The sequence below is a fragment of the Chlorobium sp. KB01 genome (assembly GCF_001975465.1).
Lineage (GTDB): Bacteria > Bacteroidota > Chlorobiia > Chlorobiales > Chlorobiaceae > Chlorobium.
The window spans coordinates 43,590-62,733 of record NZ_MPJE01000019.1; the positions used below are offsets into that span (position 1 = coordinate 43,590).

General features: G+C 51.1%; 17 protein-coding genes, 1 tRNA gene and 1 riboswitch. Of the genes, 3 read left to right on the forward strand and 15 right to left on the reverse strand.

The genetic code is table 11. From position 1 onward, the window contains the following. Nucleotides 1-55 precede the first annotated feature (55 nt). Entirely contained in the window at nucleotides 56-847 is a 792-nt protein-coding gene (locus tag BOO20_RS01565) for a 4Fe-4S dicluster domain-containing protein (protein WP_076789748.1), read from the reverse strand. A gap of 87 nt (nucleotides 848-934) precedes the next feature. Further along, the gene (locus BOO20_RS01570; RefSeq protein ID WP_076789750.1) at nucleotides 935-3,130 is read right to left on the reverse strand and encodes a photosystem I reaction center subunit IX; all 2,196 of its coding nucleotides are present in this window, start codon (nucleotides 3,128-3,130) and stop codon (nucleotides 935-937) included. Between the two features lie 393 nt (nucleotides 3,131-3,523). On the opposite strand from BOO20_RS01570, the gene dapF reads away from it, so the two are divergent. Beyond that, nucleotides 3,524-4,324, forward strand: a complete 801-nt coding sequence (dapF, locus tag BOO20_RS01575) for a diaminopimelate epimerase (RefSeq protein WP_076789753.1) — start codon at nucleotides 3,524-3,526, stop codon at nucleotides 4,322-4,324. Between the two features lie 19 nt (nucleotides 4,325-4,343). Next, complete coding sequence (locus tag BOO20_RS01580; RefSeq protein ID WP_076789756.1) at nucleotides 4,344-5,585, forward strand: Glu/Leu/Phe/Val dehydrogenase; 1,242 nt, start codon at nucleotides 4,344-4,346, stop codon at nucleotides 5,583-5,585. 198 nt (nucleotides 5,586-5,783) lie between these two features. Here the strand turns inward: BOO20_RS01580 and BOO20_RS01585 are convergent, their stop codons facing one another. From BOO20_RS01585 to ribB, 6 genes are all read right to left on the reverse strand, one after another. Further along, a complete protein-coding gene (locus tag BOO20_RS01585) occupies nucleotides 5,784-6,089 on the reverse strand; it encodes an addiction module antidote protein (RefSeq protein WP_144277097.1) in 306 nt (101 codons plus the stop codon). 9 nt (nucleotides 6,090-6,098) lie between these two features. Continuing rightward, a complete protein-coding gene (locus BOO20_RS01590) occupies nucleotides 6,099-6,389 on the reverse strand; it encodes a type II toxin-antitoxin system RelE/ParE family toxin (protein WP_076789759.1) in 291 nt (96 codons plus the stop codon). Between the two features lie 40 nt (nucleotides 6,390-6,429). Next, a complete protein-coding gene (locus tag BOO20_RS01595; protein ID WP_076789762.1) occupies nucleotides 6,430-6,672 on the reverse strand; it encodes a CopG family transcriptional regulator in 243 nt (80 codons plus the stop codon). Nucleotides 6,673-6,715: 43 nt separating this feature from the next. Beyond that, the gene (locus tag BOO20_RS01600; protein ID WP_076789765.1) at nucleotides 6,716-7,111 is read right to left on the reverse strand and encodes a hypothetical protein; all 396 of its coding nucleotides are present in this window, start codon (nucleotides 7,109-7,111) and stop codon (nucleotides 6,716-6,718) included. Between the two features lie 212 nt (nucleotides 7,112-7,323). Continuing rightward, entirely contained in the window at nucleotides 7,324-7,551 is a 228-nt protein-coding gene (locus tag BOO20_RS01605; protein ID WP_076789850.1) for an addiction module protein, read from the reverse strand. Nucleotides 7,552-7,660: 109 nt separating this feature from the next. Beyond that, nucleotides 7,661-8,320 carry a 3,4-dihydroxy-2-butanone-4-phosphate synthase gene (gene ribB / locus BOO20_RS01610; RefSeq protein WP_076789767.1) on the reverse strand — a complete coding sequence of 220 codons (660 nt, stop codon included), beginning with the start codon at nucleotides 8,318-8,320 and terminating at the stop codon, nucleotides 7,661-7,663. A gap of 180 nt (nucleotides 8,321-8,500) precedes the next feature. Beyond that, a riboswitch (FMN riboswitch) is annotated at nucleotides 8,501-8,652 on the reverse strand. A 286-nt stretch (nucleotides 8,653-8,938) separates the two neighbouring features. Between ribB and rd the strand changes: the two genes are divergently transcribed. Further along, nucleotides 8,939-9,115 (forward strand): rubredoxin, encoded by a 177-nt coding sequence (gene rd, locus BOO20_RS01615; RefSeq protein ID WP_076789770.1) that lies wholly within the window; start codon nucleotides 8,939-8,941, stop codon nucleotides 9,113-9,115. 87 nt (nucleotides 9,116-9,202) lie between these two features. Here the strand turns inward: rd and mtgA are convergent, their stop codons facing one another. The 7 genes from mtgA to atpA form a co-directional block, all read right to left on the reverse strand. After that, on the reverse strand, nucleotides 9,203-10,099 hold the full coding sequence (gene mtgA, locus BOO20_RS01620) for a monofunctional biosynthetic peptidoglycan transglycosylase (protein WP_076789773.1): 897 nt from the start codon (nucleotides 10,097-10,099) through the stop codon (nucleotides 9,203-9,205). A 221-nt stretch (nucleotides 10,100-10,320) separates the two neighbouring features. After that, nucleotides 10,321-10,393, reverse strand: a tRNA-Arg gene (locus tag BOO20_RS01625). A gap of 46 nt (nucleotides 10,394-10,439) precedes the next feature. Beyond that, the gene (mutL, locus tag BOO20_RS01630; RefSeq protein WP_076789776.1) at nucleotides 10,440-12,320 is read right to left on the reverse strand and encodes a DNA mismatch repair endonuclease MutL; all 1,881 of its coding nucleotides are present in this window, start codon (nucleotides 12,318-12,320) and stop codon (nucleotides 10,440-10,442) included. Between the two features lie 208 nt (nucleotides 12,321-12,528). Then, nucleotides 12,529-13,785: a CinA family nicotinamide mononucleotide deamidase-related protein gene (locus BOO20_RS01635; RefSeq protein WP_076789779.1), complete on the reverse strand. Its 1,257-nt coding sequence runs from the start codon at nucleotides 13,783-13,785 to the stop codon at nucleotides 12,529-12,531. 13 nt (nucleotides 13,786-13,798) lie between these two features. Next, nucleotides 13,799-16,261 carry a bifunctional aspartate kinase/homoserine dehydrogenase I gene (gene thrA, locus BOO20_RS01640; protein ID WP_076789782.1) on the reverse strand — a complete coding sequence of 821 codons (2,463 nt, stop codon included), beginning with the start codon at nucleotides 16,259-16,261 and terminating at the stop codon, nucleotides 13,799-13,801. A gap of 174 nt (nucleotides 16,262-16,435) precedes the next feature. Beyond that, nucleotides 16,436-17,311, reverse strand: coding sequence for a F0F1 ATP synthase subunit gamma (locus BOO20_RS01645; RefSeq protein WP_076789786.1), 876 nt, complete (start codon nucleotides 17,309-17,311; stop codon nucleotides 16,436-16,438). Between the two features lie 47 nt (nucleotides 17,312-17,358). Beyond that, on the reverse strand, nucleotides 17,359-18,939 hold the full coding sequence (gene atpA, locus BOO20_RS01650) for a F0F1 ATP synthase subunit alpha (protein ID WP_006365653.1): 1,581 nt from the start codon (nucleotides 18,937-18,939) through the stop codon (nucleotides 17,359-17,361). Nucleotides 18,940-19,144: the final 205 nt, after the last annotated feature.

Sequence of the window (19,144 nt, forward strand, 5' to 3'; positions counted from 1 at the left end):
GTGAAGCAATGCTTTTATAAAACTACGGTGAGAAGAGAAGAAGTTCACTACTCTTCTACCCTGGTTCCCTGTGAAAACGGTGAAGGAAGCGCAGATCGAAATCAAGCCGCTCCGGCGGGGTGAATTTATAGTCAAGTATTTCACCATCCGGAAGAATTTCAATCAATGCCGCTGCAGGACACTCATCCGATGAGAAACAGGCGGAGCAGGAGATACAGGCATCCTGATCAATATAAGCCCGGTATCCTCCCTCCTGAACATCACCATAAAACTTGTAGCCGATAGCCTTCACTTTTGGCGGACACTTGTCAACACAAAGTCCGCAGCCAACACAGAGGTTCTCGATAATAAAATAATGGGACTTTGCCCTCGGTCCGGCCGAGGGCGCTGCTTTTGCTGCTGGTGCAGCCGGTGCAGCTTTAGCCGCTGGTGCGGCAGGCGCTGCGGGTTTGGCTCCCGGTGCAGCAGGAGCACCTTTTGCTGCTGGTGCCGGAGGTTTTGCGCCTGGTACCGGTTTGGCTCCCGGAACGGCCGGTGCGCCTTTTGCTGCCGGTGCCGCAGGCTTTGCTCCCGGTGCAGGTTTAGCACCCGTTGCAGCCGGTGCTGCTCCCGGAGCCGGTTTCGCTGCTGCCTTCTTTATCGGCTGAAGAGATTCCGAAGCAATACCGGTTCTTCCGAGATTGACATTAAGCGGTTCAAGCCTTGGCTTTCCAACCTGCTTCGGCGCAGGAGCCTTTGGTTTTGCCTCAGCCTGCTTGGCCGCCGGAGCTGCCACTTTCGGCGGAACCGGTTTGGCCTTTGAGGCAGGTACTGACGATATATCTGGCTGTTGTACAGGATCGGCCATAAAAACCCTCCTCTTAAATTACAGAATAGACTTTAGTAGCAATAAACAGAGCCTGAGCAGTATAACCGCTCAGGTTCTGAGAGTTTCTCAGGCGATCAGTTTCATCAGATAGTCAACAACCTGTGTCAGAAGAACCTGACCTGAGACTGTAGCATCAGTTACCTGCGGAGGCAGAGGAGAGTCAGTCTGATAGAATCCGTTTCCGATAAACAGGAAGACAAGAATGAATACACCGCCGAAATAGAGGAACGTACCTGCCATCTTCGAGTCTGAAATCGTCAGTACCGGGAAGCGGAACGCAACATCACGGTTGAGGAACTTCTTTCCAAGCCAGCGGATAGTTCTGGTCTGGATATCAGCACCTTCAAGACGGGAACCGCGATCTTCAAACCATACGGCAAAGCTGATAAACCAGACAAGGTGACCGATCATCAGAATCGTCGAAAGATGCGAGCTTGAGAAGATGTTGACCGTCTCTGTCCAGAAGTAGTAGAAGATACCTGCTGAATAGTGATGGGCAAGTCCGGCAACAGAGTCCCATGCCTTTGCGTCAGCCGCAGGAACACCATACATCATGGAAGCAATCCAGGCTCCGTCGATATACCAGCAGACTGCAGAAAGGCCCTTGATTCCCCACAACATGGCAAACCAGAGCTGATCCTGGATCGATACACCGCAGGTACCGCCGTAGACCGGACCAAGGCAGGGGAAGGAGTAGGAGTTCTTCTTGAGACCAAGATCATCCCACAGTGGAGAGGTGTGCGAGAAGAATGCAATACGGACAAGTGCAATCAGTGAGAAGAGTGAACCGGCCACAATAACGTGAACCATAACCCAGTCATTGATACTTGGATCGGTGAACATCCACTGGAAAATCGGAAGCGGTTTCAGCCAGTAGAACGACATGAGAATGTTCGTACCGAAAAGGTTCAGCTCACAGATAGTGTTCCATACAATCACAGCATAAACGGAGAGCATGGTTGAAAAACAGAGCGCCATGACTGTTCCGAGAATCTTGACCTGGACCTCCTGGTCACGACCCTTGGCGACAAAGACAGACTTGATCTGGCTGTAGAGGCCGTTAAGCTGGATTTTAAGAAGATACTGACCACCATGATAGACACCGGCAAAGACATAGAGCACACCGCAGATGATATGGTTGAATGTGATCAGGTTGATCACGGTTCTTGCCATACCGAATGTGGAGCCGTTCTTTGGAAGAATTGCATAGGCAGGGAAATCAACAAACTCTTTCGAGCCGGAGATGATTCTGCCGCCCTCCTGAACAAAGTTGTAGCTCACCCTGTTGAAAGGCTCGCCGTAGAGATAGAATGCAAGGGTATTCAGGTGTGCGTAGTATGCAGCAAAGGAAGGCTGCTGGAAAGCAACGAACGCGATACAGCCGCAGGCGATGCTGATATAGCCCATGGCGGTAAGGTGTACCGAGAATGCCGCCTTCATATCATCATTCAGATGGGTAGCTGCATTCGGAGGGTTGTTCCACCAGTAGATACCAAGAGAGAAAAAGATTACCGCAAAGATAAACGACATGAAGGTCTCGGCATTGATCGTCTGGAAATCAGGAATCGGAGCAAAGCCAAGAATAAACCACATCACAAGACCCCAGCCGAGGAAGAGCAGCGACATGTATACCGCATGAGGCCCGAGCGCATCCTTGTAGGACTTGGCGCTGGTACCGCTGAAGACTACATCGCCGAACTTGCCGAGGAAGCGGAAGTCGCGGAAGTTACCTGCACGACCGGTAAACGGATTGGTGAGGTTGTGGGTCCAGTGACGCCATCCACCAAAAATCAGAACGGAACCGGCCAACAGGTGATACGCAGCCCAGCCGAGAAGGTTCTGACCTGCAAAGGCAAGATCGTCGGTTTTGGTGCTGTAGGTATCAATACCGAGAGAGACCATTCGAGGTTTGATGGTCAGATAGAACCAGCTGTCATGAAAACCCGGAGCTCCCCATGGGAAAACCTGGATACCGGCCACATAGTAGATGGCCATGAGAAAACCCAGCACGCCAAGCAGGGCAAGGTGAGCACCAACTACCTGCTCATCATCAACCTTGTCGGTATCAAAAATCTGATACCACTTGGTGGTACGGGTCTCTGTTCGCTGGAACAGAAATCTTCTCATTTTCGAAGCATCCTGCTCCTTGATAACGGATGGAGCGCCCGGAGCGCCGTTCCCCTTTGGAGAAGGAGCATTCCCCTTGGGAGGTGGGACTGTGCCCTTTGGCTTGACTCCGGCCGGATTCACTTGTTCAGCCATTGTATTCTCTCCTTTGTTTGGACATATTCAGGTTGAAGAAACCGAAAGAAAACTCTTGCGATACTGTCAGACTAATGCCATGTGGCCCTTGAGTGATCACCTGAACCATCCGGCTTTCTGCATGTATCGTAACGCTCTGCACGTAAAATCTATATCAGACTTCTGGAAATATCCATGTTAAAACCTGCAACAGCGAGGCGATTCACCAAATAATTTACCTCACGTTTTAGCAAATAAAATAAGAAAAAATTTTTAATAATAAATTTTTTGGCGGCGCAATAAGGCGCTATTGTTTTATTATACAGCATGAAAGCTCTTCCCGGAACGCTTTTTTGCCCTTGAAACTATCTGAATGAGCCCGGAAGAAGAGCTCGGGGAACATTACACTGAATCATGGAAATCACCTTCAGCAAACTCTCGGGAGCAGGCAATGACTTTATTGTTATCGACAACCGCTCTCTTTCAATACATCTTGCTACCCTTCAGATAAGGGATCTCTGTACCCGGAGAACCGGTATAGGTGCCGACGGGCTTATTCTCATTGAGCCTTCAGCGCACTATGACTTCAGCATGAAGTACTACAATTCCGACGGCCTTTTGGGCTCAATGTGCGGCAACGGCGGGCGGTGCGCGGCCTATTTCGCCCACACCATCGGAGTCACCTTTACGTCGGATAGCAGTTGCTCCTTTGAAGCCAACGGCAATCGCTATGACGCCGTTGTGACCGGGCCTGAAACCGTTCAGCTCCGAATGCTCGCACCCGAAAGCTTCAGAACCGGCATTGAACTTGAAGGGCTAACCTGCCACTCGGTCAATACCGGCTCTCCGCATATTATTATATATACGTCAGACCTCGAAAACGCGAGTGTCACAGGAACAGGCCGAACCATCAGGCACAGAACCGACGAGTTCCCCGGAGGCACCAATGTCAACTTTATCGAGATTACCTCTCCCGACTCTCTTTCGATTCGCACCTTTGAGCGCGGGGTTGAGGATGAAACCCTCGCCTGCGGAACCGGAGCTGTAGCCGCCGCACTCATGAGCCGCAAGCTGGGCAAGGTGGAGAGCTGCAACATCAGGGTAACGGTAAAAAGCGGCGACATCCTTGGAGTCCGCTTCGACGAAGCGATGCAGGAGGTCTACCTTACCGGCCCGGCAAAGATTGTCTACAGAGGCACCGTCACGATTGCGTAACAGGTCTATTCGCTTCCCTATGCCCGACCCGTTTAAAACCGCTCAAAATAAGCTTGATGAAGCTTCCGCGATATTAAGGCTTGATCCGGTTGCGCACGAACTTCTCCGCTGGCCGATGCGGGAGCTGCATGTTGCTTTACCGGTCAGAATGGACAACGGCAATACCCATGTCTTTCGCGGCTTCCGGGTACAGCATAACGATGCGAGGGGGCCGAACAAGGGCGGTATCCGCTTTCACCCTGACGAGACCATCGATACCATAAGAGCCCTTGCTGCCGGGATGACCTGGAAAACAGCCCTGCTCGACATTCCGCTCGGAGGCGGCAAGGGCGGTGTGATCTGCAATCCGAAAACCATGTCGGAGGGAGAGCTTGAGCGACTCTCACGCGCCTGGATCCGCCAGATTGGCAGAATCCTTGGCCCGGATAAAGACATTCCTGCCCCGGACGTCTACACAACACCGCAAATCATGGCATGGATGGCTGACGAGTACGCCTTCATGAAGGGAAACAACGAATTCGGAGTTATCACCGGAAAACCCCTTGCGCTTGGAGGCTCTGCCGGACGGAGTGACGCTACCGCAAGAGGAGGCATCTACTGTGTTCGAGAAGCTGCCGATGCTCTCGGCTTGAAGCTCGCCGGAGCCTCAGCCGCCATACAGGGTTACGGAAATGCCGGTGCCAATGCCCACAGGCTTGCCGTTAAACTCTCAGAGATGAAGGTGGTCGCGGTTTCCGATACGAAAGGGGGAATTTATAACCCCGGGGGGCTTGATTATGAAGCACTCCGGAAGCATAAGGAGAAAACCGGCTCCGTCAGCGGTTTTGCGGAAGCCTCAGCAATCTCCAATGAAAAGCTGCTTGAGCTTGATGTGGCTGTACTCTTTCCTGCTGCACTTGAAGCTGTGATAACCGAAACCAACGCATCGAATATCCGGGCAAAAATTGTAGCCGAACTGGCTAACGGCCCCACCACCCCGGCGGCCGATGCTATATTATATAATAAAGGGATCCACATCATCCCCGACCTGCTCTGCAACGCCGGTGGAGTCACTGTTTCATACTTCGAAATGGTGCAGAACGCCAGCGGCTACTACTGGGAAGAGGATGAGGTGCACACCCGCCTCGAAAAAAAGATGAAAACCGCCTTCAAGAGCGTGCACAAAACAGCACAGCAATACAAGGTACACAACCGCCTCGCGGCATACATCGTCGCCATCGGACGGGTTGCCGAGGCGATGAAGTTAAGGGGATGGTATTAGGAGGGGCAGGGCTATAAATCTGTTGCGCGATTCGATTGCTTCGTTGGGCGGTGCTCAAAATCCTCATGTACTCCGTGTACATTCCGGTTTCTGCGCTCCGTCCGCCTTGCACTCAAACCGCTCACGACGATTTATAACCCTGCCCATAAGAAAATTCAGGAAAATCATCATTCCCTATGAATTGCTTTTATTGGGAGGTTAATTTTGTGCGGGTGCGGCTTCGGCATGCAATTTCAAACCGAGGGCACGTATTACTTTAAGAATGGTATCAAATCCCGGACTGCGTTCACCTGAAAGAGCCTTGTAGAGACTCTCCCGAGACAAACCCGCATCCCGCGCCACCTGTGTCATACCTTTTGCCCGTGCGATATCCCCCAATGCCTTCGCAATAAACGCTGTATCACCGTTTGCCTCTTCCATGCACATCTCCAGATAAGCAGCCATCTCCTCCGGAGTACGAAGGTGCTCGGATACATCATATTTTGTCGTCACGGTTTTTGCCATAGGGAACTCCTATAAATTTTCAGCCAGATAACGTGCCGTTTTTATATCTCTGGCTTGCGTACTTTTATCGCCACCAGCCAGCAAAATGATCACTGATCGGCCTTGCTGTGTATAATAAACCCGATAACCGGGACCATGATCAATTCGCATCTCCGAAATCCCTTCACCGACTGGCTTGACATCCCCGGGATTACCCAAAGCAAGTCTCTCAATTCTTGCCTGAATGCGTGCACGTGCCCGGATATCTTGCAGGCTGTCGATCCACTTGGCGAAATGACTGGTTTTCCGGATTTCAATCATAGTCTTAATGTAGCCATAAGGCTACGCCTTATCAACAAGATTATGATGTGCTTTTGGTGTTCTGGACTGCGTACCAGTCTATGAGTTCTCTTATCATCCCTTGGTAGGAGGTATGGTGTTTCTTTGCCTCACTCTTGAAGAACTCCACACTTGATTTTTTCAGTGCGATAGTAATCTTGACGTTCTCATCCTTCAGGATCAATTGTTCAGGTGAAGGCAGAAAGTCTTTAACCACCTTTAATTCACCAATCGTCTCATCTGTATATTTAATAATGCTCTTCATATATCCTCCTCCCTTTTCAAAAAAACAAACCCTTCAGCACCACCTACTCAATCAACCCCCGCGCCCGTGCAGCCATTACCGGCGCGATGAACATGAAAAGCACACCGAAAACCATCAGCCCACCCTGGGGGATGTTGTAATCGGCGAGGATACGCTCGAAGGTGTAGCCGAAAAAGTAGCCGAGTGTGAATTCGAAGATGAGTGTAAGCACCACCCAGAGCGCACCAACCTGAAGCTGCTCCCGGTGCGAACCGGGACCGAACCAGCGGATAGTGAGCCAGGTAATGGTAAAGATGATGGCGGAGCCGACCACAACCCCGATCTGGTGGGAGAGCAGCTCACCAATCCGGGGCACAAGAAAGAGCCTTCGAAGCGTTCCATGCACCGACTCCGCCGCGGCAATCAGAAACCAGACCGCAAATACTCTTTTCCAGTTCATCGAGCCCTCCTCGTGGAGTTAACCTGTTTTTTGCTCTTATTTCCCGTCAAAAATCAATTTACAGCAATACCGCTTTTCTATAAGGGCACCCTTAAAATCGTAGTGAGCGGTTTGAGAGAGAGGCGGACGGAACGGAGAAACCGGAATGTACACGGAGTACATGAGGATTTCGAGTACCGCCCAACGAAGCTATCGAATTGCGGAATAGATTTTTAGGAGTGCCCTGTAGCCTCCCGAAGTACATCCGCAAAAGGCCTTGCCGTAATCTCTCCTTTCAAATAGGCCTGATAGCGCTCCTCTGCCTGTTCAATCCATATATCTTCAATTTCCTGACCATCAGTGTCATCCAGACTTGCAAGCAGTTGCTCGGCAAGCTCTGCTCGGGCTTTTACTGGCAGAGCAAGAACTTTGCGTCTGATATCCATCAATTCAGCACTCATGAGTGATCCTCCCTCTCTTATTTGTACAAATATATCACAGCGGCACTGGTGAAGCAACTGTTCATTACACTCCAGTTCGCCGCTGAACTTTACAAATAAATCAGAATCATTATGCAACCTGCTCCTTAAGCTCTATCCGCTCCCGATAGGCAATAACATCCTCAATGGTGAGCACCGGATAGGCGTGTTTTTCGGCAAAAACAATAGTCTCCTCCATGTTAGCCATGGTGCCGTCGGGGTTGGTGAGTTCGCAGAGGACACCGCAGGGGTTGAGCCCGGCGAGGCGCATGAGATCAACCGTGCCTTCAGTGTGACCGGGGCGCTCAAGCACTCCTCCGGCTCTTGCCCTGAGAGGGAAGATATGACCCGGTCGGCGAAGATCGGAGGGAAGAGCATTCAGGGCAGAGGCGGTTCTTACCGTATGAACCCGATCGGCTGCTGAAACACCGGTTGTCACCCCTTCAGCGGCTTCGATGGAGACGGTGAAGGCGGTCTGAAAACCGCTGGTGTTGTTGGTAACCATCATGGGCAGCTCAAGCGAACGGACTTTTTCGTCCGTCATGCAGAGGCAGACAATGCCGCTGCACTCCCGTATGAGCAGTGCCATCTGGGGAACGGTAAGATATTCGGCGGAATAGATAAGATCGGCTTCGTTTTCACGATCCGGAGAGTCGGCAACAAGCACCCCCTTACCTTCACGAAGGGCAGAAAGGGCACGCTCAACACGCTCAAAAGAGTCTCCATACTTACGGGCAAGAATCTGATTCATGGTATCATATTTTATTGATGGTAATTACGTACCATACCACAAAAGCATCTCAAAAAAACATGCTGCAAGCGGCAGCCAAAAGACTATGAAGAGTCCGGTGGCCGACAGCGCAGGAACAACATATTTCTGAGAGGTGCCCATGAATCAGGGCGAAGGAATGCAGGAGTATTTCCTGGGCATCGCTATCCTCTTTCATCCGGACTGTAACCGTCGGCTTTGGAGTTTCACCAAATCTGCTGACCTTTCGAAATAATCGAAAGCGCTCGCGGGCTTTCCGGATTAACAGCCGGTATACCGCCGGTGGGGATTTTCACCCCGCCCTGAGAACAGGTTAATGATATGTTACAACAACAGTAAAAAGATACATAAGGCTGGCGAAAGTTCAAAACAGGTGCCCGCGATTAATTTTGACGAAATTGGGTAAACAGTCAAAATTTGCAGAATCCCTGAAACGCGCGGCGAAGAGCAAACAACACTGTTCAGGAAAAAAAGGCGAACTTTTTAGCCGCCCGAGGACTTAATGTTAGCTGAATGAGAAAGCCGGATGACTCGACATATCCGGCTTATCTCTCATTGAATTTGTCATCACGAAAACGAATAATTAAAACGGAGTTTTTTATGGAAAAGTGGGTCTGTATACCATGCGGCTACATCTATGATCCTGAAGTTGGTGATCCCGACAGCGGCATTGAACCGGGAACATCCTTTGAAAACATTCCCGATGACTGGGTCTGTCCGGTATGCGGCGTTGACAAGTCACTATTTGAACTATTGAGCGAACAACGGGGAAGGTAAACAGGGTAGTGATCACGACAATTGATTACGATACCCGACTATCAGAAAACGCTCCATAACCGGAGCGTTTTCTCTTACAAATCATTTTCAGGGAGTTTTCGGCTTGCCGCCATTATCAGCAGGGGACGAACCAGAAGAGCCATTTTCCGATTCCCCGGAAGCACTGCCTTGATCGACTGCGCTGCTGTCGGCCGAAAGCGCATCATTAATCAGACTTTCCGGAATACCGACCACAACAGAATCAACCGCTGTGGTATCCGCAGGAAGCGACATAACCTCCTGATAACCGGGAACAATAATGCCCCTCCGCTGCATGATGGCATAGATGATTCTGGAACGGGCACGCACATAGGGTGATGAACCCACAGGGGAGAACCTGATCGGGTTCGGCAGTACCGAGGCAAGCTTTGCTGCCTGCTGTCCCGATAACCCGGAGGGAGCCACGCCGTAGTAGTGACGGGAGGCTTCGCCGATGCCGAAAATACCGTCTCCCCACTCGGCAACATTGACGTAGAGTTCCAGAATCCTCCGTTTGGAGAGTGTTTTTTCGATTCTCCAGGTAAGAATGGCCTCCTTGATCTTGCGTACCGGATTTTTTGATGCCGAGAGATAGAGATTCTTGGCAAGCTGCTGGCTTATGGTACTACCGCCCATCTTGAATTTTTTGGCCAGCAGGTTTTTTTCTATAGCCCGCTCGATTGCCTGGTAATCAAACCCTCCATGCTGCCAGAACTTGTCGTCTTCGGCAATAAGAACCGCTTTGACAAGATTCGGCGAGATCTTTTTCAGGGGAACCCACCGCTGGCGGATCTTTTTATCCAGAAGTCCCTCCTGAAGCCACTCGGCTTCCCGATCCTCCATAAAAGCGGTTTTCGCCGGGTTCTCATCAACCAGTCTGCCGACATCGGGATAGACAAAGTATCGGGCAATATCGGCAACGAACATCACCAGAAAAATGATGATGATTGCTCTGATAAATCTCATGTTTGCAGGTAGTTAATGCTGCCGGAAATAATGGGCCCTCTCGTACAATCAATTGTTTCAGAGGGCCCTGTAACTATGGATGTAAAATACCAAATAAGCGGGAGATACAACGGCTGGTGAGCAAATTTCTTTGCCCCTGCAATCGACAAAATGCAGCGCATGCATCCAATGCATTATATAAATGGTGAATGGATGAGCAGTAAAGGGGGGAAAAAGAAAAGTGCCCTCGGGCAGACTCGAACCGCCGACCTACAGTTTAGGAAACTGTTGCTCTATCCACTGAGCTACAAGGGCATAGGGGGGAATTTAGTACTTTTGCAGAAACTTGCAACAACCCCGCTTATTTTCTTCCGAACATCCGGTCAAGCTGGTCAAGCGAAAGCTTGATGATAACCGGTCTGCCGTGCGGGCAGGAGTAGGGATCACGGGTGGCAAAAAGGTTGTCAATCAGAGTGCGCATCTCTTCAAGGTTCAGCTTCTGGCCGGTCATGATGGCGTTTCGGCAGGAGTAGGACTTGGCCAGATTATCACGCTTTTCGAGCTTGAGGCGTGACGCATTATCCTGATACTCGGCAATCATCTCCTGCAGGATGGTCACCTCGGTGCCCGGCTTGACATCCTGCGGAACCCCCTCGATCATGATCGTCCGGTTGCCGAAGAGGCGGAGGTTGAAACCAAGACGGTAGAGATCTTCACGGATCTCCTCAAAAACCTCATACTCCCATGGCCGGAACTCTACTTTCTGGGGAAAGAGGAGCTGCTGGGAGTTGGGAACATTTTGGGTCATCACATCAACCGCACGTTCGTACAGAACCCGCTCATGCGCTACGTGCTGATCGATAATCATAAGGCCGGTCTTGATCTGGCAGATGAGATACTTGTTATGCAGTTGCCAGATTTTCGGTTCAGCCTCTTTAGGGTTTGGCTGCCCTTCATCTCCGGGTAGCGGAGAGAGCAGGGCAAAAGAGAGTCCCTCATCACCTTCACGAAGCTCAGGCTGAGGCTTCGGTGCCGGGGAGCCGGAAGGGCCGGTAAAGAGTTCGCTCTGGAGCAGGGTTGACGATCTCGTTTCCGGAGCATGCTGAAATGCTCCTTCACGATAATTACGGTAGAGATCTCCCGTCGTCATTGATCTGTCCGGAATATCCTGGAAGGAGAGCTTCCGCCATGCCGACTCCTGACGGGGCGCGCCAAAGGCATCGTCACGCTCTGTAGCTCCCAGATCAGGAGAGAAATCATGGAGCTGGATAGCCCGCTTGATAACCGGATAGAACATATTGCGCACACTGCGTTCATCATCAAAGCGGACTTCAAGCTTGGCCGGATGGACATTCACATCGATACGCGTGGGATCAATTTCGAGAAAAAGCAGCACAAACGGGGCCTGACGCTCCACAAGCAGTTCACCATAAGCCTGCTGGACAGCCTGGGAGAGCATCCTGTTCTGAATCACCCGACGGTTGATAAAGAAATACTGGTCGAGCTTCTTGCGCTTCTGCATGGCCGGCTTGCCGAGAAATCCTCGAATGGAGAGGTAATCGTTCTCCTCTGAAAGCTCAATCAGGCTGTCGGAAAAATCACTGCCGTAAAAAAAGTTGAGCCGTTCGGCCATTTCCGGCGTCCTGAAATGAAAAAGCTCCTCGTCATCGTTGTACATCCGCCACTCGATTTCAGGATAGGCGAGTGCAAATGACTTGATAACCTCGAATATATGCTGAAACTCGGTGGCATTGGATTTCAGAAACTTCCGACGGGCCGGTACATTGTAAAAGAGGTTTCTGACGCTCATGGTTGTTCCCTGCTCTCCCTGAACACCCGACTCCTCGGCAAGAGCTCCCCCCTCGTAGCGGAAGCGCAACCCGAGCGTCTCCTTTGCTGTACGGGTTTTCAGCTCGAAATGCGAGACCGAAGAGATACTTGCCAGTGCTTCGCCCCTGAATCCGAGCGTTTTCAGAGAGTCGAGATCCTCGACTCCGGTAATCTTGCTGGTTGCGAAGCGCTCAACACAGAGCAGCGCATCGTCGCGCAGCATCCCCGCACCATTATCAACTATACGTATAAGCTCCTTTCCGGCATCCTTGACAGAGAGCGTTATTTTATCGGCTCCGGCATCAATGGAATTCTCCAGAAGTTCCTTGACAACCGATGCCGGACGCTGAACAACTTCGCCGGCAGAAATCTTGTTAGCAATACTATCCGGTAATCTTGCAATTCTTGCCATACGCTGTCATGAGAACATTTTTCTTTTCGCCAAAGCCGTTGCCGATAATTTATGAGCAGAACAAGTTATTGATAAAAGAGCTTCTTTTTTTACAAAATGACAATATAATTTTGAGAGGGTGAGCGCTTTTCCTTCTGACGCTTGCAGGTGCTGAATGCATGAGAAAAAATAGTCAGCGATTCGCTTGCGGAACTGAAAATTTGGGCGGTCAGGAGGCGCGAAGGTACTCCCAGAGTTCACGAAGAACAGCTTCACTGAAGCGGATTTTGTTCAGCTCGCGATCTCCATGCATGAAGAGTGTGCGCGACTGCACGGTTCCTGAGGATTTAACCGCCAGTGCGAGGCAGAGCATACCGACCGGTTTTTCAGCAGAGCCACCCGCAGGCCCTGCAATACCTGTTGTTGCAAGTGCAAAATCAGCTCCGCTTTTTTCAAGACACCCTTTTGCCATAGCACAGGCAACCTCTTCGCTCACGGCTCCGAACGCTTCAACACTCTCCTTCGGCACCCCCAGCGTCTCCTCTTTGGCTTTGTTGGTGTAAGCCACAAAACCCTGGAGAAAATAGGCCGATGAACCTGCAACATCGGTCAGGCGGCTTGCAACAAGACCACCGGTACATGATTCAGCCACAGCAACCGTGAGCCCCCGGCAGGAAAGCAGTTCACCGATCGTCTCCTCAAGTGTACTCTCTCCGGTAGCATAGATAAACCTCTTCGCCCGCTTGATGATGGAATCAACAACCCCCTTGTTATCCTCCTCCACGCTCTCCCGATCACTGCCGACCGTGCTTATCATCAGCGATACACCGGCTGCATGGGGAAGATATGCCAGGGTTGTTCCCGCCGGAAGCGAATCCTCAACCTCAACAATCATCTCCGCAAGCATCGATTCACCGATACCAAGTGTTTTAACCGGAGTATGGCGGATAAATGAGGAGGAGAGTGCCGAAAAATAGGGGAGCACTGTAAGCTCCATCATGGCCTTCATTTCAGAAGGGACTCCCGGCATCAGAACCAGATAGTGGTTCCTGAAAGGCTCGCCGCATCCGATAATCATGCCCGCCGCCGACCCTTTGGTATTCAGAATAACATGCGACCCTTCAATCACCATCGCCTGGTCACGAAGAGCATCATTCATGGTACGGCCACGCTGTTTCATCAGCGAGGCAAGATTCTGATAGGCATCCTCACTCAGCTCTACTCCTCTTTGGAGAAGCTGCTGCACGGCAGTGCGGGTCCGGTCATCCCGTGTAGGGCCAAGCCCTCCGGTAACCAGCACCACCTCGGATCGCTCAAGTGACTCTGCAAGCACTGCGGCAATCTCCGGCTCATCGTCAGAGCAGGCAACTATCCGGTTCACCGCAATGCCGATACCGGCCAGAGCAGCGGCCATAAACGACGCATTGGTGTTTACCCGCTGCCCTTTGAGCAACTCATCACCGATTGAAACAATATCTGCACGCATGTGGCTCTCTTCGTTAAACCAGATAACTTGCTATCCGGAGAATATCGGCAAAAACACCCCCTGCGGTAACCTCTCCGCCTGCACCGGGACCACGGACAACAAGAGGAGTTGCATGGTAGCGATCCGTCGTAAAGACCACCATATTTTCCGATCCGCTGAGTCCGGCAATAGGGCTTGAAAGCGGAACCCGTTTGACCCCTATTGATGCCTTTCCGTCCTTTATTCCGCCGGCATAGGCTATGGTCATCCCTTCCTCCGCGGCTTTTTCGCTCTCTTCTGCATACCAGCTGTCCACACTCTCCAGTCGGTCAAGAAACTCCCCGACCGGCATCTCACCGCGATACTCCTCCGGCACGAGACTCTCGACAAGCACATCACTGAACTCGAGGGTAAAGCCGAGTTCACGGCCGAGAATGAGGAACTTCCGGGCAAAATCAGCACCCGAGAGATCGTCCCTCGGATCGGGCTCGGTATAACCCGCCTCTTTGGCTCGCCGGACAATTTCGCTGAACCGCCCTCCCTTGCGCAGTTCGTTGAAAATAAAGCTCAATGTTCCGGAGAGAACTCCGTCGATACTGATAATCTTGTCTCCGCTGTTCTTAAGATCGTTCAGGGTGTTGATAATCGGAAGCCCGGCACCGACATTGGTTTCATAGAGAAAACGGGCGTTGCTTTTGCGCTGGGCATCCCTGATGCTCCTGTAGAGTGGCCAGCTGCCCGCCATGCCGAGTTTGTTGGCGGTGACAACGGAGATGTTGGCAAGCAGGAGATCGGGGTAGATTGCCGCAACCTCTTTGCTTGCCGTACAATCGACAAAAATGGTATTGTGCAGGTTTTTCTCCCGGATAATCTCCATATACCCTTCAATACCTCTCTTCCCGCTTCTCGGCTGAAGAGCCTGCTGCCAGGAGTCAAGATCAATACCCTCATCATTGAGTGCAATAGTGCCGGTATTTGCCATCCCGCAAACAACCACATCAAGGTCATTCTCCTCCTGCAGATTGCGCCGATGGGCACGGATCTGCCCGATGAGGCTTTTGGCAATCGTGCCGGTCCCGGCAATAAAGAGATGCACCTTGCGCTGCGAGAGAAAGAATGATTCGTGGATACAGTTGAGAGCCTTGTCCTCATCATTGCTGTCAATGACAAGGGAGATGTTCATCTCATTTGCGCCCTGGGCTACCGCAATGACATTGACCCCGTTTTTGCCGAGTGTTTCAAACAACTGGGCGGATACACCCGCATGGCCGGACATGTTGTTGCCAACTACCGCAATCAGGGCAAGGTTTTCGCGGATTGCAAGCGGATCAATCTGACGGGACTCAATTTCAGCCCGAAACTCCTGTTCAAGTATTTTTTTTGCGTTCGGAGCCTGGGCCGGGTTGATGGCCAGCGTGATCGACTGTTCGGAAGATGCCTGGGATATGAATATGATGTTGATGCGGTGACGGGCAAGACAGCTGAAAAGTCGTGAGGCAATCCCCGGAACGCCGACCATTCCGCTGCCGGACATGTTCAACAGTACAATATTATTAATGGATGTAAGCCCCGTAACGGGCAGCGTACGGTTTCTCTCCGGAGATAATGGTGCTCCGTCAATTCGTGTTCCTTCAGCCGATGGATTGAAACTGTTTTTGATCAGGATCGGAATACCCGCCTTCATTGCCGGCTGAACAGCAAGCGGATGCAGCACCTTTGCTCCGGCATGGGAGAGTTCCATAGCTTCAGCATAACTGATAAACGGCAGAATCCGGGCATCCCGGACCCGTTTTGGATCGGCACTGAAAAAACCGTCCACATCGGTCCATATACAAATTTCGGCTGCGCCAAGTGCTGCGCCAAGAATTGATGCCGTATAATCAGAGCCTCCCCGCCCGAGGGTCGTTGCCGAACCATCCGGCGCTGCCGCGATAAAACCGGTCACCACCGGAACACCGGCAAAAGAGGCGAACTGTTTTCGGATCTGCAGTTCGGATGCATGGGCGTCAACCCTCGCATCGGCATAATTGGCATCGGTAACAATCAGCTTTCGGGCATCAAGATAGTATGCTTCAATCCGTCGCTGTTGAAGATAACTGCTGACCATCAGTGCCGAGAGTCGCTCGCCGAATCCAAGCACAAGCGCCAGGCTTTTATCGGAAAGCTCCCTGAGCAGAAAGACACCGTGCAGAATATCCTTGAGTTCGGAAAATTCAGAAGTGAATGCCGCTGAAAAGGTATCGGGTACATTTCCGGAAAAGAGTTCCTGCGACATTTGGAGATGGCGCTGCTCAAGCTCTTCGAGGGTGCGGCGATATCCGCTCTCTCCGATCCCTGCCCTGGTGGCAGAGTCAAGCAGAAGATCGGTTACACCCTGAACTGCCGAAACCACAACAATAAGGTTATCATCAGCCAATGCTCCGGCAATGATATCGACCACGTTGTTCATCCGCCCGGCCGACCCCAGAGAGCTCCCCCCAAACTTGTATATCTTCATGCTCACGCCCACGCCTTGATTGAATATGAAATGAGATTGATGGTGAATCATTACCCGTTAAAATATAAATCATTTCCGGTTCAGCCGCATCTCCGGCAGCGCTCTTGAACAATTTCACAAAAAAAAAGCGCCCACTGGAGGGCGCTTTTAATCATACATTCGTCATGCTGTCGGTCAACTGCTCAATGCGTCAGCGCCCGCAACAATTTCACTCAGCTCGGTAGTAATCGCAGCCTGGCGTGCACGGTTATAGCTGATGTTGAGAGAGCGGAGAAGATCCTTGGCATTCTCTGTCGCCGAATCCATCGCAGCCATACGGGCAGCATGCTCGGCAGCATTGGATTCAAGCAGCATTCTCCATACCTGGGTATTGAGATGGCGGGGAACCAGCACATCAATAATGGCGGAGGGAGAGGGCTCGTAAATATAATCACTGCTGCTCTCCTTGACGGCACTAACGGGCGCAATAGGAAGAAGCTCCTCTGCTTTCAGGTTCGGCGCAAGCACCGACTTGAACTCATTGTAGACAACGATCACCCGGTCAGCCTCTCCACGCAGATACATACCGGAAGCGGTATCGGCAATCTCCTTGGCAATGCTGAAATCAAGATTCTGGAAAACCGCAGGGTACCCCTTGAGAATGTTGTAATCCCGCTTGCGGAAGAACTCGAGTCCTCTGGTGCCCGCACAGATCATACTTACGCCACCCTTGCGGTGAACATCGGCGTAATCTTCATGAATGGTCTTGTATGCGAGCTTGATGATATTGGTATTGAACGCACCGCATAGACCCCTGTCGGAAGTAACAAGAATCACAAGCACCTTATTAACCTCCGGACGTCCCGAAAGCAGGGGGTTACGCGAAGTATCTACCTTTGCAGAAAGAGAGCCGAGCATCTCCTTCAGCTTTCCGGCATAGGGTCGAGCCATGACGGCCCGTTCCTGTGCCCTTCTGAGCTTTGCTGCAGCTACCATCTTCATCGCCTTGGTAACCTGCTGTGTAGACTTCACCCCTTTGATTCGTACACGTATATCCTTTAATGTAGCCATGAATTACGGGACTGTTATTAATTGCTTAAAATCTGCTGATCCTGATATTACGCCTTGTTTTTTGCCTTGAAGGTCTCAACAAACTTCAACGCGAACTCCTTGAGCTTGTTGGCTGTATCGCTTTCAAGAGCACCGCTCGTTGCAATAGCGCTGAGAATGTCACTCTGCTTGATTTCAAGCGCAGAGAGGAACTCCTCCTCAAACTTGCGGATAAAGCGCAGATCAACCGTATCGAGCAATCCCTGGGTACCAAGGAAGATGATCGCAACCTGCTTTTCAACCGGCATCGGGATATACTGACCCTGCTTGAGGATTTCAACAAGCCTCGCACCACGATCAAGCTGTGCTTTTGTTGTCTTGTCAAGATCAGAACCGAATTTCGAGAAGGCCTCGAGTTCACGGAACTGGGCAAGATCAAGACGAAGGGTACCGGCAACCTTTTTCATAGCCTTGATCTGAGCTGCACCACCAACGCGGGAGACCGAGATACCGACGTTGATAGCAGGCCTCTGACCGGAGTTGAAGAGGTTCGACTCAAGGAAGATCTGTCCATCAGTGATGGAGATCACGTTGGTCGGAATATAGGCTGAAACGTCACCTGCCTGTGTTTCAATAACCGGCAGCGCGGTAAGACTTCCGCCACCTTTCACGATAGGCTTGAGTGCATCGGGAAGATCGTTCATCTTGCGTGCAACTTCAATATCGTCAGTTATTTTCGCAGCTCTTTCAAGCAGACGGGAGTGCAGATAAAAAACGTCGCCAGGATAGGCTTCGCGTCCAGGCGGACGGCGAAGAAGCAGGGAGAGCTGACGATAGGCAACGGCCTGTTTTGAAAGATCATCATAGACAACAAGTGCATGACGGCCTGTATCGCGGAAGAACTCACCAAGAGTCGCTCCGGCAAACGGGGCAATAAACTGAAGCGGTGCAGGATCCGAAGCCGTAGCGGAAATAACGGTGGTGTACTCCATTGCACCATATTTTTCGAGGGTATTGACAACCTGGGCAACCGTTGAACCTTTCAGGCCGATAGCAACATAGATACAGAAAACGCCTTTGCCTTTCTGGTTGATGATAGTGTCAATTGCAACCGCTGTTTTTCCGGTCTGACGGTCACCGATAATAAGTTCGCGCTGGCCGCGACCGATCGGAATCATGGAGTCGATAGCCTTGAGACCCGTCTGCAAAGGCTCGTGAACTGATTTACGATAGATAACACCGGGAGCCCTGCGTTCGAGAGGAAGACGAAGCTCGGTTTCGATGGAGCCTTTTCCGTCGATCGGCTCGCCAAGCGGATTGATAACCCTGCCGAGCATAGCCTCGCCAACGGGGATTGAAGCAAGAATGCTGGTTCTTTTAACCGTATCACCCTCTTTGACCAATGTTGATTCACCAAACAACACAGCTCCGACGTTATCCTCCTCAAGGTTCAACGCCATACCCATGACGTTATTGGGAAACTCAAGAAGCTCACCTGCTGCTGCTTTTGACAAACCATACACACGAGCAATACCGTCACCAACCTGCAGCACTGTTCCTACGTCATAAACTTCTGCTTCGGACTCAAAACCGGCAAGCTGCTTGCGAAGTATGGATGAAACCTCATCAGGCCTGACTGTTGTAGACATATCTTATTCCGCTTGGTTATTTGTTAAGAAAAGAGAAAGATTCTGTTTACCTTCTTTTGAAGTTTAAATCGGGCGGCTGCCTGTCCAAAAGATTAAAACCTAAATTTAACGAAAAGCTTTTAGTTATTCAAATTCTCTCTCTCATTTGATTGAAGCTTCGTTGTATTTGATTGTCTATCCTACACCCAAACTTACAGGAATTTTG

Coding starts and splice junctions, on each gene's coding strand:
- BOO20_RS01565 (WP_076789748.1), bottom strand. CDS start 847: ATGGCCGATCCTGTACAACAGCCAGATATATCGTCAGTACCTGCCTCA.
- BOO20_RS01570 (WP_076789750.1), bottom strand. CDS start 3,130: ATGGCTGAACAAGTGAATCCGGCCGGAGTCAAGCCAAAGGGCACAGTC.
- dapF (WP_076789753.1), top strand. CDS start 3,524: ATGGAAATCACCTTCAGCAAACTCTCGGGAGCAGGCAATGACTTTATT.
- BOO20_RS01580 (WP_076789756.1), top strand. CDS start 4,344: ATGCCCGACCCGTTTAAAACCGCTCAAAATAAGCTTGATGAAGCTTCC.
- BOO20_RS01585 (WP_144277097.1), bottom strand. CDS start 6,089: ATGGCAAAAACCGTGACGACAAAATATGATGTATCCGAGCACCTTCGT.
- BOO20_RS01590 (WP_076789759.1), bottom strand. CDS start 6,389: ATGATTGAAATCCGGAAAACCAGTCATTTCGCCAAGTGGATCGACAGC.
- BOO20_RS01595 (WP_076789762.1), bottom strand. CDS start 6,672: ATGAAGAGCATTATTAAATATACAGATGAGACGATTGGTGAATTAAAG.
- BOO20_RS01600 (WP_076789765.1), bottom strand. CDS start 7,111: ATGAACTGGAAAAGAGTATTTGCGGTCTGGTTTCTGATTGCCGCGGCG.
- BOO20_RS01605 (WP_076789850.1), bottom strand. CDS start 7,551: ATGAGTGCTGAATTGATGGATATCAGACGCAAAGTTCTTGCTCTGCCA.
- ribB (WP_076789767.1), bottom strand. CDS start 8,320: ATGAATCAGATTCTTGCCCGTAAGTATGGAGACTCTTTTGAGCGTGTT.
- rd (WP_076789770.1), top strand. CDS start 8,939: ATGGAAAAGTGGGTCTGTATACCATGCGGCTACATCTATGATCCTGAA.
- mtgA (WP_076789773.1), bottom strand. CDS start 10,099: ATGAGATTTATCAGAGCAATCATCATCATTTTTCTGGTGATGTTCGTT.
- mutL (WP_076789776.1), bottom strand. CDS start 12,320: ATGGCAAGAATTGCAAGATTACCGGATAGTATTGCTAACAAGATTTCT.
- BOO20_RS01635 (WP_076789779.1), bottom strand. CDS start 13,785: ATGCGTGCAGATATTGTTTCAATCGGTGATGAGTTGCTCAAAGGGCAG.
- thrA (WP_076789782.1), bottom strand. CDS start 16,261: ATGAAGATATACAAGTTTGGGGGGAGCTCTCTGGGGTCGGCCGGGCGG.
- BOO20_RS01645 (WP_076789786.1), bottom strand. CDS start 17,311: ATGGCTACATTAAAGGATATACGTGTACGAATCAAAGGGGTGAAGTCT.
- atpA (WP_006365653.1), bottom strand. CDS start 18,939: ATGTCTACAACAGTCAGGCCTGATGAGGTTTCATCCATACTTCGCAAG.